This window comes from Pseudomonas aylmerensis (assembly GCF_001702265.1).
GTDB lineage: Bacteria > Pseudomonadota > Gammaproteobacteria > Pseudomonadales > Pseudomonadaceae > Aquipseudomonas > Aquipseudomonas aylmerensis.
Genome location: NZ_MAUE01000017.1, coordinates 38,141 through 52,571 on the forward strand (window position 1 = coordinate 38,141; position 14,431 = coordinate 52,571).

At 60.6% G+C, this 14,431-nt stretch carries 10 protein-coding genes; 5 read left to right on the forward strand and 5 right to left on the reverse strand.

Going from position 1 to position 14,431, the window contains the following annotated elements:
- Positions 1 to 14: 14 nt before the first annotated feature.
- Complete coding sequence (locus BBG20_RS13595) at positions 15 to 2,537, reverse strand: Tc toxin subunit A (protein ID WP_226939938.1); 2,523 nt, start codon at positions 2,535 to 2,537, stop codon at positions 15 to 17.
- Between the two features lie 255 nt (positions 2,538 to 2,792).
- Between BBG20_RS13595 and trhO the strand changes: the two genes are divergently transcribed.
- From trhO to BBG20_RS13620, 5 genes are all read left to right on the forward strand, one after another.
- The gene (gene trhO, locus BBG20_RS13600) at positions 2,793 to 3,734 is read left to right on the forward strand and encodes an oxygen-dependent tRNA uridine(34) hydroxylase TrhO (protein WP_028617236.1); all 942 of its coding nucleotides are present in this window, start codon (positions 2,793 to 2,795) and stop codon (positions 3,732 to 3,734) included.
- Between the two features lie 36 nt (positions 3,735 to 3,770).
- The gene (locus BBG20_RS13605) at positions 3,771 to 4,373 is read left to right on the forward strand and encodes a DsbA family protein (protein WP_177343946.1); all 603 of its coding nucleotides are present in this window, start codon (positions 3,771 to 3,773) and stop codon (positions 4,371 to 4,373) included.
- Positions 4,366 to 6,180, forward strand: coding sequence for an ABC transporter ATP-binding protein (locus BBG20_RS13610; RefSeq protein ID WP_065904319.1), 1,815 nt, complete (start codon positions 4,366 to 4,368; stop codon positions 6,178 to 6,180). The genes BBG20_RS13605 and BBG20_RS13610 overlap by 8 nt, the downstream gene beginning before the upstream one ends.
- 71 nt (positions 6,181 to 6,251) lie before the next feature.
- Positions 6,252 to 8,714 carry an EAL domain-containing protein gene (locus tag BBG20_RS13615; RefSeq protein WP_065904321.1) on the forward strand — a complete coding sequence of 821 codons (2,463 nt, stop codon included), beginning with the start codon at positions 6,252 to 6,254 and terminating at the stop codon, positions 8,712 to 8,714.
- 77 nt (positions 8,715 to 8,791) lie between these two features.
- Positions 8,792 to 9,559: a TenA family transcriptional regulator gene (locus BBG20_RS13620; RefSeq protein ID WP_207200669.1), complete on the forward strand. Its 768-nt coding sequence runs from the start codon at positions 8,792 to 8,794 to the stop codon at positions 9,557 to 9,559.
- Between the two features lie 20 nt (positions 9,560 to 9,579).
- Here the strand turns inward: BBG20_RS13620 and BBG20_RS13625 are convergent, their stop codons facing one another.
- The 4 genes from BBG20_RS13625 to BBG20_RS13640 all read right to left on the reverse strand — a co-directional run bounded on the left by BBG20_RS13625 (position 9,580) and on the right by BBG20_RS13640 (position 14,256).
- A complete protein-coding gene (locus tag BBG20_RS13625; protein ID WP_065904326.1) occupies positions 9,580 to 10,506 on the reverse strand; it encodes a GGDEF domain-containing protein in 927 nt (308 codons plus the stop codon).
- A 326-nt stretch (positions 10,507 to 10,832) separates the two neighbouring features.
- Positions 10,833 to 12,107: an MFS transporter gene (locus BBG20_RS13630; RefSeq protein WP_065904328.1), complete on the reverse strand. Its 1,275-nt coding sequence runs from the start codon at positions 12,105 to 12,107 to the stop codon at positions 10,833 to 10,835.
- Between the two features lie 55 nt (positions 12,108 to 12,162).
- Positions 12,163 to 13,317 carry an acyl-CoA dehydrogenase family protein gene (locus BBG20_RS13635; RefSeq protein ID WP_065904329.1) on the reverse strand — a complete coding sequence of 385 codons (1,155 nt, stop codon included), beginning with the start codon at positions 13,315 to 13,317 and terminating at the stop codon, positions 12,163 to 12,165.
- 69 nt (positions 13,318 to 13,386) lie between these two features.
- On the reverse strand, positions 13,387 to 14,256 hold the full coding sequence (locus BBG20_RS13640; protein WP_065904331.1) for an IclR family transcriptional regulator: 870 nt from the start codon (positions 14,254 to 14,256) through the stop codon (positions 13,387 to 13,389).
- Between the last annotated feature and the right edge of the window lie 175 nt (positions 14,257 to 14,431).

The window sequence follows — 14,431 nt, forward strand, 5'->3', positions numbered from 1 at the left end:
ATTGAGATGCAGCGTTATTGACGTGCGGCGACGACGGCTTCACCCACGGACTGCCAACTGCTGAAGTCGCTTTGGATATCCAGTTCGCTGGTGTCGAGCAGGGTCTGGCTGGAGAGTCGGGTGAGGGTGCAGGCTTGCCGGCAGCGCATGATCCAATCCAGTTGGTCCATGGACCTGACCATGCCTGAGGGCAAAGTCGCCGTGAGCACGCGCAGCTCGCGTTCGTCCCAGCCCAACCATTGACTCAGCTGGGCGTTGGGGTTTTGCGGACCGTTGTTGTTGGCACCCTGGAAAAACGCCAGGAGGCTGTCCTGTGCCAGGCCATACGTATCGCAGCAGTCTCTGAAACGCTGTAATAGGTAAAGCGTGCCCAGGTTCAGCTCGACCAGCGCCCCTTTCGTCATCTCGCTGTCCAGCCAATGAGGGTTGAGCAGCAATTGACGTAGCGACGTGCCGTTAACCGGCAAGGACAACAATGTGGTGATGTCTGGAACCAGCAGGATCAGGTGTATCGGTGCCGGCTCAGGCTCAGGCAAGGGCATAAAATGTTGGCCGTAGTAGAGTTTCAGCTCATTGCTGTAGACGGCCGGCTCCGGGCTTTCCAGGAACTGTTGGATGCATGAGTGCGGCCCCTGTCTCAACAGGTCGACCCCGCGTTGTAGTGCCGGGCTGTCAGTAATGGGTTCCAGCAGCAATTGCTGGCGCAGCTGCGTCACGCTGGTACCGCAGGCCTTGAGCCACGTGACGGCCCAGTCCATTTGCATCAGCACATCGAGAAAATCCATCGGAGCGGCTTTCTTGATGCGTAATGTGGGGGTGACCAGCGACGCCCAGGTCGACGGGCCGAGCACGTCAGCCAGTTGTTTGCAGTGCAGGACAGAAAGGCCGAAGACTTGAGCGATCCGCGCTTGCCGATAGATCGCGGAGTACGTGGCAAGGTTTCGGGCGACAGGGGCCGGCGTGGCCTCGATGAGCAATTGCAGTGAATCCGGCGTGTCCCTCAACGTCAGCGCGGCGCAGAGTTGCTGGCGGGTGTGTGAATCGAAGGCCTGGTCGTCCAGCGGCAGTGGTTGCGAGGACACCGCTGTGCGGTTGAACACTTGATCGAACAGCGGCTGCTCATTGGCGCTGGCCTGAACGGGCAAACGATGCAGCCACGCGGAAAACTCCAATGGCTTAAGGGCGTAGTGCCGACTCAGGTAGCGGTAGACGCCTTGTGCGCGCAGGGTATTGGGGCTGATGCGCAGGCTCGAGTTGGCTGTGCCCTCACACTCCATGGCGCTGACGATCAAAGTGTCCAGCTCGGCGAAAGGCAGATTGACCCACTGTTGCAGGCGGATCATCCGTTGCATGCGATCAAACCGGTCGTGCGAGGTATTCAGCAGTTGCGCGGTTTGCCTGCTGGTGGAGATGCCCTCCACAGTCATGGGCGGGTCACCAGTACCGTTGACGTAGCGCGCCCCAAAGGTCGGCAGTGTCTGGCCCTTGGTCGAGAGAGAGGCGTGGGGAGCGAAACTGTTTTGCGCCAACAGTGCCTGCAATTGGAGGCTGTTCAACGCCGTACTTTTCAAGAAGACGTCGAGGTTTTCCAGTGGGGTTGCCATCTGGGTCGGCGGTTTCCGAGGCCGGCCGTAGTAGATTTCATACAATGTGTCTTCCGGGACGAGTGATTGCGCCAAGAGCTTTTGCTGCTCCGGGCTCAGTTCACCCAGCAGCCGCTGGGTATTGGCATTGGGCTTTGTGACCGTGGCATAGCGTGCGCTGCTGGCGTCGTCAAACGGCACGCGTTTGCTGATTCGATAATTCAACTCACCCAGGGAATACCGGGTTCCCGAGAGTGCCAGCTGGCACTGGCGATGATGATGGTGGTAAGGCAACGCCATGGGGTAGCGCGCTCTGCTGAGTTGTTGATGCAGGTCCTTATCCGGATGGTGGAGCTGGATCTGCATGTGCAACATCTCATCAATGAGTGTCAGCAGGGGGCGTTGAGAAAAGGTTGTGTCGTGGTCGATCAATAAGCGTCCCAGGTCCGGACGCCGTTGGCTCAACAGGATTTTTTTTTTACTGGTTGCCGCGGTTTTTTTTTCCAGTTGAGTTGCAAAAAGAAACAGCGTGCGCAGGTAGGCAACCGGTGAGTCGATAGCGGCGATGGCCTCCGGGTGGCAGACATTCCCCCAGTCCTCGTTGAGCGGGCTGGGCGCCTTTGAACCCAGGTCGCGCTTGCTGTGAGAGGGGGCAGGGCGCGGGCTCAATGATTGTTGGTCGTGCAGCCATTGCAACTGGGTGGCGTAGGACAGCGCATTTTCGTAGGCCTGGGCGCCATCGTCATCAGTGTATTGAGCCAATTGACGGATGAATTCGGCCTTGGGCTGGTCGACAATGTCGAAGACGCTGGTGAGGTTGAGTCTATTCAAGGCGGTACTCAAATCGACCCTCCCTGCGCCAGGAGTGACGGGGTGTTCCACCAGTTGCGCCAATAGCGGACTGCTTGGATTTGAGGTGTCCATATCAATCGATCTTCCAATAAAACTGTCCAAAGGCGGGTCCCATGGGCGACGCAAGACGCTATCACGCAGGTGGTCTGGGCCGAGGTCAGCCAATGCCGTGAGGGCGTCAAGGAAATATCGGTGATTGAGTGTCGATGCAGTCGCATCGGGGTTTTGCTAGAATCCGCAACGCGCCGCCCAGTCGGCGCGTTTTTTTTGCGTTTACTGGCAGCTTGCGGCTCAAAGCCCGCAGCTGCCGACATCCGGTTCACCCCTTACGAGGGTAGCCACCTGGAGAGAACACCCATGACTCAACCGATTGTCGTGGCGGCACTGTATAAGTTCGTCACCCTGGAAGATTACGTCGCCCTGCGCGAGCCATTGCTGCAGGCAATGGTCGACAATGGCATCAAAGGCACCTTGCTGATCGCCGAAGAAGGCATCAACGGCACCGTTTCCGGCAGCCGCGAAGGCATTGACGGGCTGATGGCGTGGCTGAAGAAAGATCCACGCATGGTCGACATCGACCACAAGGAATCGTACTGCGACGACCAGCCGTTCTATCGCACCAAGGTCAAGCTCAAGAAAGAGATCGTGACCCTGGGTGTCGAAGGCGTCGACCCGAACAAAAAAGTCGGTACCTACGTTGATCCACAAGACTGGAACGCGCTGATCAGCGATCCGGAAGTGCTGTTGATCGACACGCGTAACGACTACGAAGTATCGATTGGCACCTTTGAAGGCGCAATCGATCCGAAAACCACCAGTTTTCGCGAATTTCCCGACTACATCAAAGCCAACTTCGACCCTGCCAAGCACAAGAAAGTCGCGATGTTCTGCACCGGCGGCATTCGTTGCGAGAAGGCCTCGAGCTATATGCTCAGCGAAGGGTTCGATGAGGTCTACCATCTCAAGGGCGGCATCCTGAAGTACCTCGAAGAGGTGCCCCAGGCAGAAACCAAATGGCAGGGCGACTGCTTTGTGTTCGACAATCGCGTGACTGTGCGCCACGACTTGAGCGAAGGCGACTACGATCAATGTCATGCCTGCCGCACACCGGTGAGCGTAGAAGACCGCGCGTCCGAGCACTATGTGGCCGGCATCAGTTGTCCACATTGCTGGGATAAGCTGCCGGAGAAGACCCGTCGCAGCGCGATCGACCGGCAAAAGCAGATCGAGCTGGCCAAGGCCCGCAACATGCCGCACCCGATTGGCTTCAACTATAAGCAAACCCCTTCCGAGGCCTGACCCATGTCCGCGCGCCTGCTCTATGTAATGGACCCGATGTGTTCCTGGTGCTGGGGCTTTGCCCCGGTGGCGCAGGCGTTGGTAGAGCAGGCCCAGGCGGCCGGGGTGGAACTGCACCTGGTGGTGGGCGGCTTGCGCACCGGCAGCGGCGCGGCGCTGGAACCGACCACCCGGCGCTACATCCTGGAGCACTGGCAGGCCGTCACCGATGCCACCGGCCAGCCGTTCAAGCGCGAAGGTGCGTTGCCCGACGGTTTTGTCTATGACACCGAGCCCGCCTGTCGCGCCATCGTCACCGCGCGCAGCCTGGCGCCGGATTGCGCGTGGACACTGCTGGGGCTGATCCAGCGCGCGTTTTATGTCGAGGGTCGCGATGTGACCCTCGCCAGCGTGCTGGTGGAGCTGGCCGAGCAGGCCGGCATCCCGCGCATCGAGTTTGCCGGTGCGTTCGACCGTGCCGAGCAGCACGCCGCGACCGCCGCCGATTTCACCTGGGTCCAGGATTTGGGCATCGCCGGTTTCCCGACGCTGCTGGCCGAACGCAATGGCCAGCTCGCGTTGCTGACCAACGGCTACCAGCCGCTGTCGGAACTGTCGCCCTTGCTCGCCCGTTGGCTGGAGCGAGCTGCCTGTGTATGACCGGCCCGATGAGCAACCCAAACGCGTCGACCGACTGACCTGGGCGGAAATTCGCCGCCTGGCCTTGCGGCACCGTAAATCCCTGTGGATCGCCAATGGCGTTGCCGTGCTGGCGACCCTGTGCAGCGTGCCCATTCCCTTGCTGTTGCCGTTGCTGGTGGACGAAGTGTTGCTGGGCCACGGCGATGCCGCGCTCAAGGTGATGAACCATGCGCTGCCCCTGGGCTGGCAGAAAGCAGCCGGTTATATCGGCCTGATGCTGCTGGTGACGCTGACGCTGCGGTGCGGCGCCCTGGTGTTCAACGTGGTGCAGGCGCGCTTGTTTGCGCGGCTGGCCAAGGACATCGTGTACCGCATCCGCGTGCGCCTGATCGAACGCCTCAAGCGCATCTCCCTGGGCGAGTACGAAAGCCTGGGCAGCGGCACGGTGACCACGCACCTGGTCACCGACCTGGACACCCTGGACAAGTTCGTCGGCGAAACCCTCAGCCGCTTCCTGGTGGCCATGCTCACGCTGGTCGGCACCTCGGCCATCCTGGTGTGGATGCATTGGCAACTGGCCTTGCTGATCCTGCTGTTCAACCCGCTGGTGATCTACGCCACGGTGCAATTGGGCAAGCGCGTCAAACACCTGAAGAAGCTCGAAAACGACAGCACCTCGCGCTTCACCCAGGCGCTGACCGAAACCCTGGACGCGATCCAGGAAGTACGCGCCGGCAACCGCCAGGGCTTCTTCCTCGGACGCCTTGGCCAGCGCGCCCAGGAAGTGCGTGACTACGCGATCAATTCGCAATGGAAAAGCGACGCGTCCAGCCGCGCCAGTGGCTTGCTGTTCCAGTTCGGTATCGACATCTTCCGGGCGGCGGCGATGCTGACGGTGCTGTTTTCCGACCTTTCCATCGGCCAGATGCTCGCGGTATTCAGCTACTTGTGGTTCATGATCGGCCCGGTGGAGCAACTGCTCAACCTGCAATACGCCTACTACGCTGCGGGTGGCGCGCTGACGCGGATCAACGAGCTGCTGGCGCGTGCCGACGAGCCGCAATATGCGGGCGGCGAAGACCCGTTCAGCGGCCGCGAAACCGTCGGCATCGAAGTCCGCGGCCTGGACTTCGGCTATGGCGATGACCTGGTGCTCAACCAGTTGAACCTTGCCATCGCTCCCGGTGAAAAGGTCGCGATTGTCGGTGCCAGCGGCGGCGGCAAAAGTACCCTGGTGCAGTTGCTGCTCGGGCTGTACACGCCGCAGGCCGGCAGTATCCGTTTCGGCGGAGCGACCCAGCAGGCCATCGGCCTGGAGACCATTCGCGAGAACGTCGCGGTGGTGCTGCAACACCCGGCGCTGTTCAACGACACCGTTCGGGCCAACCTGACGATGGGGCGTGAGCGCACTGACCAGGCCTGCTGGCAGGCGCTGGAAATTGCCCAGTTGGACGCCACCGTCAAAGCCCTGCCGCAGGGTCTGGACAGTGTGGTGGGGCGCTCTGGCGTGCGCTTTTCCGGCGGACAGCGCCAGCGCCTGGCGATCGCGCGCATGGTCCTCGCCGAGCCGAAAGTGGTGATCCTCGACGAAGCGACCTCCGCCCTCGATGCCGCCACCGAATACAACCTGCACCAGGCGCTGGCGCGGTTTCTCAGCGGCCGTACTACACTGATCATTGCTCACCGTTTGTCGGCGGTTAAGCAAGCGGATCGAGTATTAGTGTTCGACGGCGGTCATATTGCTGAGGACGGCGATCATCAGCAGTTGATTGCCGATGGCGGCCTGTACGCCAAGCTATATGGACACTTGCAGCAAGTGCGTTGATTTAGCCTAGGCTTAGCTATCGGAAGCGGATTTTCGCGTGCGTATTGGGCAGTGCATGTGTAAGGGACTTCATGAAGCAAAAGCGGACTCTCGGAACGCCTCGGCTGTTGGGCATTGTGTGGCCCTTCATCGCCGTCGTTCTGTTTCAGGCATTGTTGGGCTGCGTCAGTCTCTACGTGCTTTCGGCGGTACGCGGCTACGTGGCCGGTGAAAGCCTGTGGTCGAAGGGCCAGAAAGACGCGATCTACTACCTGACGCTCTACGCCGACAACCGTGACGAATCCACCTATCTCAAGTATCAGCAGGCGATTGCCGTGCCCCAGGGCGGGCATGAGCTGCGCATCGCCCTGGATCGGCCCACGCCCGATCTTGCTGCCGCCCGCCTGGGCATCCTCAAGGGCGGCAACCATCCCGATGACGTCTCCAGCCTGATCTGGCTGTACCTCAATTTCCGGCATTTCAGCTACCTGGAAAAAGCCATCGAGCTGTGGACGGTGGGCGATGGCTACCTGATGCAGCTCGATGACCTGGCCCGGGAGATGCATCAGGCGATCCGCCGTGACCAGGTCAACGCCAATGATGTGCGCCAATGGAAGGCGCACATCATTGCCATCAACGAAGGCGTGACACCCGCCGCCAAGGCGTTCAGCGACGCGTTGGGCGAAGGCTCGCGGATGATCCTGCGGCTGCTGCTGATCACCAACCTGACCACGGCCCTGGGCTTGATCGTGCTGGCGCTGTTGCGTACCCACAAGCTCCTGGCCCAGCGCCATGCCTTTGCCGATGCGCTGCAGGAAGAGAAGGAGCGGGCGCAGATCACCCTGGAGTCGATTGGCGATGGCGTGATCACCACCGACGTCGAAGGCAGCATCACCTACCTGAACCCGGCGGCCGAGGCGCTGACCCATTGGAACACGGCGCAGGCTCAGGGCCTGCCGCTGGCGGCGTTGTTCAACCTGCTGGATGACAATGCCCAGCCCGACGGTTTCACCTTGATCGAGCACATCGTCAAGGGCCAGCTCAGCAGCGGCAGCGAGCATTCGAAAACAATCCAGCGCCTGGACGGCAGCACCGTTTCGGTCAACCTGGTGGGCGCGCCGATCCGCAGCGCGAGCAAGGTCACGGGCGCGGTGCTGGTGCTGCACGACATGACCCAGGAGCGCCAGTACATCGCCAACCTGTCGTGGCAGGCAACCCATGACGCCCTGACCGGCCTGGCCAACCGCCGCGAGTTCGAGTTCCGCCTGGAGCAGGTGCTGCACCCTGCCGGGGGCGCGCAGAGCGGGCGGCATGCGTTGATGTTTCTCGACCTGGACCAGTTCAAACTGGTCAACGACACCTGCGGCCATGCGGCGGGTGACGAGCTGTTGCGGCATATCTGCGCACTGTTGCAGTCGGACCTGCGCGAAGGCGACACCCTGGCCCGCCTGGGCGGCGATGAGTTCGGCATCCTGCTGGAGAACTGCCCGGCACCGGTGGCGGAAAAAATCGCCGAGAGCCTGCGTCATACCGTGCAAAGCCTGCATTTCGTCTGGAAGGGCCGGCCGTTCATGACCACCGTCAGCATCGGCCTGGTGCACATCGGGCACACGCCGACCACCCTTGAAACGTCGCTGCGGGCGGCTGACATGGCGTGCTACATGGCCAAGGAAAAAGGCCGCAATCGCGTGCAGGTGTACCACGCCGATGACTCGGAACTGTCGGTGCGCTTTGGCGAAATGGCCTGGGTGCAGCGGCTGCACATGGCGTTGGAAGAAAACCGCTTCTGCCTGTACGCCCAGGAAATCATGCCGCTGGGGCAAACTGACGGCGGCAACGGGCATATAGAAATCCTGCTGCGCCTGCACGATGAGGGCGGGCGCATCATCCTGCCGGACAGCTTTATCCCGGCGGCCGAGCGCTACGGTCTGATGACTTCCCTGGACCGCTGGGTGGTCGAGAATGTCTTCAAGCTGATTGCCGCCTGCATGCATGAACGTCCGGGGCGTCCGATGGCCATGTGTGCGATCAATCTGTCAGGCATTACTATCGGTGATGATGACTTCCTCGGATTCTTGCGTGAGAAATTTCATACTTACAGTATTCCGCCCAGCATGATCTGTTTTGAAATTACTGAAACCAGTGCAATTGCAAACTTGGGCAGTGCGATCCGCTTTATTAATGAACTCAAGGCCTTAGGCTGTCATTTCTCGCTGGATGACTTCTGCGCCGGAATGTCCTCATTCGCTTATCTCAAACATTTACCTGTAGACTTCCTGAAGATCGATGGAAGTTTCGTAAAGGATATGCTGGACGACCCGATTAACCGCGCGATGGTTGAAGTGATCAATCACATTGGCCACGTCATGGGTAAGCGCACAATTGCAGAGTTTGTTGAAACACCGCACATCGAACAGGCGTTGCTCGAGATCGGGGTGGATTACGCTCAGGGTTACCTGATCGAACGACCGCAGTTGTTTACCTTTGATAGTCTGCAGTGTCGACCTTCGCGGCCGCAGCCCCTGTTATTCAAGGCGCCCGGCACATTCCGCTGAAACCTTTGCTGGTCTGTACATCACACTTAAAAAGGAGCCCGACAGTGATCGACACATTCAACAGAACCGGCCCGCTTATGGAAGCCTCGAGTTACCCCGCCTGGGCGCAACAACTGATCCAGGACTGTAGCGAGAGCAAGCGGCGCGTTGTCGAACACGAACTGTACCAGCGCATGCGCGATAACACGCTCAGCGCCAAGACCCTGCGTCACTACCTGATCGGTGGCTGGCCCGTGGTAGAACAGTTTGCCTTGTACATGGCACAGAACCTCACCAAGACCAAGTTTGCCCGCCATCCTGGGGAGGATATGGCGCGACGCTGGCTGATGCGCAACATTCGCGTGGAACTGAACCACGCCGATTATTGGGTGCATTGGGCCCGTGCGCATGGCGTCAGCCTCGAAGAACTGCAGGCGCAGAACGTGCCGCCGGAGCTGCACGCGCTCAGCCATTGGTGCTGGCACACCAGCTCGGCCGATTCGCTGATCGTGGCCATCGCCGCGACCAACTACGCGATCGAGGGGGCGACCGGGGAGTGGTCGGCGGTGGTGTGTTCCACCGGTGTCTACGCGGCGGCTTTCCCCGAGGAAGACCGCAAGCGCGCGATGAAGTGGCTGAAGATGCATGCCCAGTACGATGACGCCCACCCGTGGGAGGCGCTGGAAATCATCTGCACCCTGGCCGGCATGAACCCCAGCAAAGCCTTGCAGGTTGAGCTGCGCCAGGCCGTGTGCAAGAGCTACGACTACATGTACCTGTTCCTGGAAAGCTGCATGCGCCTGGAGAAGGAAAAGCCGGCGGTGCTGGTGCGTGAGCGCCCGGCGCGGGTGGCCAGCGAAGCCTGATGTAACGGCGGTGGTGGGGGTTACCCTGCCATCGCCAGGCGGTTGCGGCCTTCGCGCTTGGCCACGTACAAAGCGTTATCGGCCCGGCGCAGCAGGCTTTCGGCTGACTCTGCGGCCAGCAAGGTCGAGCAGCCGAGGCTCACCGTCAATTCGATCCGTTTACCCTCCGCCGAATAATCCTGGGCCTGTGCCGCCTGGCGCAGGCGTTCGCCGACCATTGCGGCTGCATCCCGGCCGGTGTTCGACAGCAGGATCAGAAACTCTTCCCCACCAAACCTGAAGACCATGTCGACATTGCGCAACTGGGCCTTGATCGCTCCGGCGACGGCGCGCAGGACGTTATCGCCGGCGGCGTGGCCGTAGGTGTCGTTGATGTTCTTGAAGTGGTCGATGTCCAGCATCAGCAGCGACAGCGGGTTCAGGTGACGACGTGCCATGTCGATTTCGCGTTGCAGGGTCTGGTCCATGGCAATCCGGTTGCCGGTCTCGGTCAGTGGGTCACGCAGCGCGCTGCGGGTGGCGGCGCGGTAGAGCAGGGCGTTGCGCATCGGGTAGAGCAAAGTGGCCAGTAGCGATTCCAGCTGGCCGAGTTCCTCTTCCAGCAGGCGCTGGTTGCGCCGGAAAATCAGCTCGCCCAGGTGCTCGCCTTCGTGGCTCAGGCTATAGCTCATCGAATGGTGGCCGCGATGACCGAACTCCAGGCGCAAATCGCTGGCAGCGTGGCGATATTGCAGGGCGTCCAGCGGCACCAGGCGCTGGATCTCGCGGAAAAACGTCGCGAGGATGCGCTCCGGTTCCAGGCTGGTCTGCAGTTGCATGCCCAGTTGCTGGCGAAGTTGCAGAAGGGTGATGGGACGGCGCGGCAGGAGGGACGGCTGACCAAAGCCCAGGCGTTGCAATTTGGCACTGTCGAAGTCAATTGCGTTGGTCTGGGTGGGTGTTTTCATAAACGATCGGCCTCTAAGCACTTGGCAGTCTTACAGGCTCGATGAGAGTGGCGAGTGCCAAGCGTCTTACTGTTCCTTCAGTTCCGTAAAACATGGGAATAGTTTAAACCGCTTTACAGTGGGTTATAACCCCTGGGCACTGCCGCACGTCTTGTCATCGCGTAACCTGCTTGAAAGAGGTTAGAGCCAGATCCATGCCAATTGGTTTTAACTAAATTAAAACCCTTATAAATCAATCGCCTTCTTTTGGGGTTAAACCGGCAAGCAAAGACTGACGCCAGTTATTTGGCAAACAAGGGCCGGCGCTGCCACCGGCCCGCTCGGCGTTACTGTTTTTGTGGATCGAACTGTTTATCGCGGATAAACAGTGCCGGGATCACCCCGCAGATAAAGTACGCGCCGCCCATCACCAGAAAGCCCACGCCGATGGAGCCGTGGGATGCCAGGAAACCAATGGCGGCTGGCGCCACGGCAGCACCGATGCGGCCGATGTTGTAGGCCCCACCCACTGCCGAACCGCGAAACTTGGCTTCGAAGCTTTCAGTCATGTAGGTGGCGTTGACGCCATAGGGAATCCCGTACAGGAAGCCGAACACCACCAACATCCACAAGATATTCTCGGGGCTTTGGAACAGTACGATCACCGGCAGGAAGATCGCGGTGCCCAACGCACCCACGGCAAACACCGTACGCCGACCCAGGCGGTCCGCCGCCAGGCCGGCGAGGATCTTGCCGAAGATCATCGCCGCGTAGGTGCCGACCATGTAGCTGGTCATCGACTTGAAGTTCATCCCCAGCTCGCTTTCCAGGTACGACGGCATCCAGTTGTTCACGCCGTAGTAGCCGAACTGCAGGAAGCCTGCGGTGAGGGCCCAGAGCAGGAACATGCGGCTGGCTTTTGGATCGCTGAAAATCAGTTTGAACATGCCGTCGGGCTTGCTCTTCTGCGCGAGTCGGGTGCCATCGGCTTTCTGCCGCGCGCGTTCGGCGCGGGCCGTCAGCCAGGCCTGGGGTTCCGGAACCAGGCGTTGCATCAGGACTGCGAGGACCACCGGGATGATCGCCACGTAGAACAGCCAGCGCCAGCCGTGTTCAGGCAAGATCCAGCCGGCCAGCAAGGTGGCGACGATATACCCCACCGACCAGCCCGCCTGCAGCGTGCCGAGGACGGTGGTGCGATAGCGCGTCGGCACGTATTCGGCCATCAGGGTGTTGCACGCCACGTACAGCGCGCCTAGGCCGAGGGAGGCGAAAAACCGCGTGCTCGCAAACTGCCAATAGCTGTGGGTCATGCCCAGGATGGCGGTGCCGACAGAGAACAGCACGATGCTCCACACCACGGTTTTCACCCGGCCAAAGCGATCGCAGGCCCAGCCGCCGTAGATCCCGCCGATGGCCATGCCGGCCAGGGTGAAACTGCCCAGGCTGCCGGCTTCGACGCTGCTCAGGCCGAACTCGGCTTTGAGGCTGCTGAGGCTGTAGGACAGCAGCATCAGGTCGGCACCATCGATCAGCAGGCCGAGGAAGCAAAAGATGAATACGATGATCCACAGGTGGTTTTTGGCAGGCGACAACGCGCCCGCCGATGCGGCGACTTCCATAGCGATACCTTGTTTGTAGTTGTTAGGGCATTGGGTATGGGTATTGCGGTGAGTCCTAGCGCTGCGCCGCGCGAATCATGTTGCGGGCGATCACCAGTTGCTGGATTTGCGTAGTGCCTTCATATAGGCGGAACAGGCGCACATCCCGGTAAAACCGTTCGATGGCGTACTCGCTGATATAGCCGGCACCCCCATGGATCTGCACACAACGGTCGGCTACCCGCCCGCACATTTCCGTGGCGAACATCTTCGAGCACGAGGCTTCTGTACCGATGTCCTGGCCTTCGTCGCGTCTGCGCGCGGCGTCGAGCACCATGCAACGGGCGGCGTAGATCTCGGCCTTGCTGTCGGCGAGCATGGCCTGGATCAGTTGGAATTCGGCAATCGGCTGGCCGAATTGCTTGCGTTCGATGGCGTAGTTCAGCGCGTCGTTGAGCATGCGCTCAGCCGCTCCCACGCTGACGGCCGCGATGTGCAGGCGCCCCTTGTCGAGGACCTTCATCGCGGTCTTGAAGCCCACGCCTTCGACGCCGCCGATCAATTGGCTGGCCGGAACGCGCACGTTGTCGAAGATCACATCGCTGGTGTGCGCACCTTGCTGGCCCATCTTGTGGTCGCGCTTGCCCAGCGACAGTCCCGGTGTTTCACGTTCGACGATAAACGCGCTGATACCGCCCGAGCCGCGAATCGCCGTGTCAGTGCGGGCCATCACCGTGAAAATCCCGGCGTGGGGCGCGTTGGTGATAAAGCGCTTGGTGCCGTTGATCACATAGTGATCGCCGTCGCGCACTGCGGTGGTTTTCAGCGAGGCGGCATCCGAGCCCGAGTCCGGTTCGGTGAGGCAGAACGAACTGAGCAGCTCGCCGCTGGCCAGCAACGGCAGGTAATGCGCCTTCTGCGCTTCGGTGCCATCGAGCAGTATGCCGATGGAGCCGATGCCGTTGTTGGTGCCGAAGTAGGAGCGGAAGGCGGGGGAGGTGCGCCCCAGCTCAAAGGCGATGGTCACCTCTTCTTCCATGGTCAGCCCCAGGCCGCCGTAGGCTTCGGGAATGGTCAGGCCGAACAGGCCCATTTCCTGGAATTGGCTGACGATGTCCGCCGGGATTTCATCGGTCTCGGCGACTTCGTTTTCCCGTGGGATCAGCGCTTCGTTGACGAACTGCGCAATGGCGTCCACCAGGATATGAAGTGTTTGCGGGTCTCGGATCATGTGCATTCCTCAGCGGCCCGTTCAGCGGGCCTGTTATCGTCAATCTGCCGAGGCCGCACACCGATCCAGCTAGCGGGTGGCGGCCACGATATTGTTCACCATGTGCTTGAGGCGCGGTCCGATGTCGTCTTCGAGTTTCTCCCGGGAAAGGTGAAAGCTCGGTCCGCCACAGTTGAACGCCAGCAAGCCATGTTGTGGGTGCAGCAGCGGTACGGCGATGGCGTTTACATCGCGGTGCCACTCTCCGATCGACATGCAATAGCCGAAGTCGGTGTAGTCCCTGAACGCGCGTTCCAGCCCCTTGCGCAGTGTCGGCCAGTCCTCCAGATGACGCTGGCGGATATGGTCGAGCATGAACTCGCGCTCGTTTTCCGGCATCGCCGCCAGGCAGGCGCGGCCTGCCGAACTCAAGTGCAATGGCAGGCGCGTACCGACCTGGCGGCGCATCGTCATGTTCGCTTCGCCCTGGACCACGTCCAGGTAGACCATGTCCAGGCGGTCCCGGGTGGCCATGGCAACGGCCGCCTGGGCGTACTTGGCCATCGTCTCCATCAACGGGTGGGCCACGGCCCGGATCGACAGGTTCGACAGCATCGCGTAACCGAAGGCCATCACGCCCACATCCAACTGGTACCGGCCTGACTGCGGCAGGTGCTTGAGGTAACCCAAGCGGGTCAACGTGTGGGTCATGCGGGTGATCGTCGGTTTCGGCAGCCCGGTCTTGCGCGCCAGTTCCTGGTTGCCCAGCACACTTTCGCTGGGCGTGAAGCAGCGCAGCAGTTCCAGGCCACGGGCCAGCGCAGTGACGAACTGGCGGTCCTTGTCTTCCTCCTCATCGTTGTTCATCGGATCAATCAACACATGCTCGAAAGCGTGGTTGCCAGCCGGGACTTCTGAGCTATCCGGGTCCGCGTTTTGACGGCGCATGTTAAGCCTCATTTTTTTATAAAATCAACAAAACAAAATTCTATTCCGCACAGCGAAACAAAGCAAGATATTGAGGTTTTCCGATGCTTGCTTATAAAAGCTGTGTAAACAGCGGGTTAGCGGCTATTTTCAAATGGATTGGGGTTTTTACGTTTACACCTGCAGGGTCGATACTTATGATCATGGC

Coding starts and splice junctions, on each gene's coding strand:
- trhO (WP_028617236.1), top strand. CDS start 2,793: ATGACTCAACCGATTGTCGTGGCGGCACTGTATAAGTTCGTCACCCTG.
- BBG20_RS13605 (WP_177343946.1), top strand. CDS start 3,771: ATGTGTTCCTGGTGCTGGGGCTTTGCCCCGGTGGCGCAGGCGTTGGTA.
- BBG20_RS13615 (WP_065904321.1), top strand. CDS start 6,252: ATGAAGCAAAAGCGGACTCTCGGAACGCCTCGGCTGTTGGGCATTGTG.
- BBG20_RS13620 (WP_207200669.1), top strand. CDS start 8,792: ATGGAAGCCTCGAGTTACCCCGCCTGGGCGCAACAACTGATCCAGGAC.
- BBG20_RS13625 (WP_065904326.1), bottom strand. CDS start 10,506: ATGAAAACACCCACCCAGACCAACGCAATTGACTTCGACAGTGCCAAA.
- BBG20_RS13630 (WP_065904328.1), bottom strand. CDS start 12,107: ATGGAAGTCGCCGCATCGGCGGGCGCGTTGTCGCCTGCCAAAAACCAC.
- BBG20_RS13635 (WP_065904329.1), bottom strand. CDS start 13,317: ATGATCCGAGACCCGCAAACACTTCATATCCTGGTGGACGCCATTGCG.
- BBG20_RS13640 (WP_065904331.1), bottom strand. CDS start 14,256: ATGAGGCTTAACATGCGCCGTCAAAACGCGGACCCGGATAGCTCAGAA.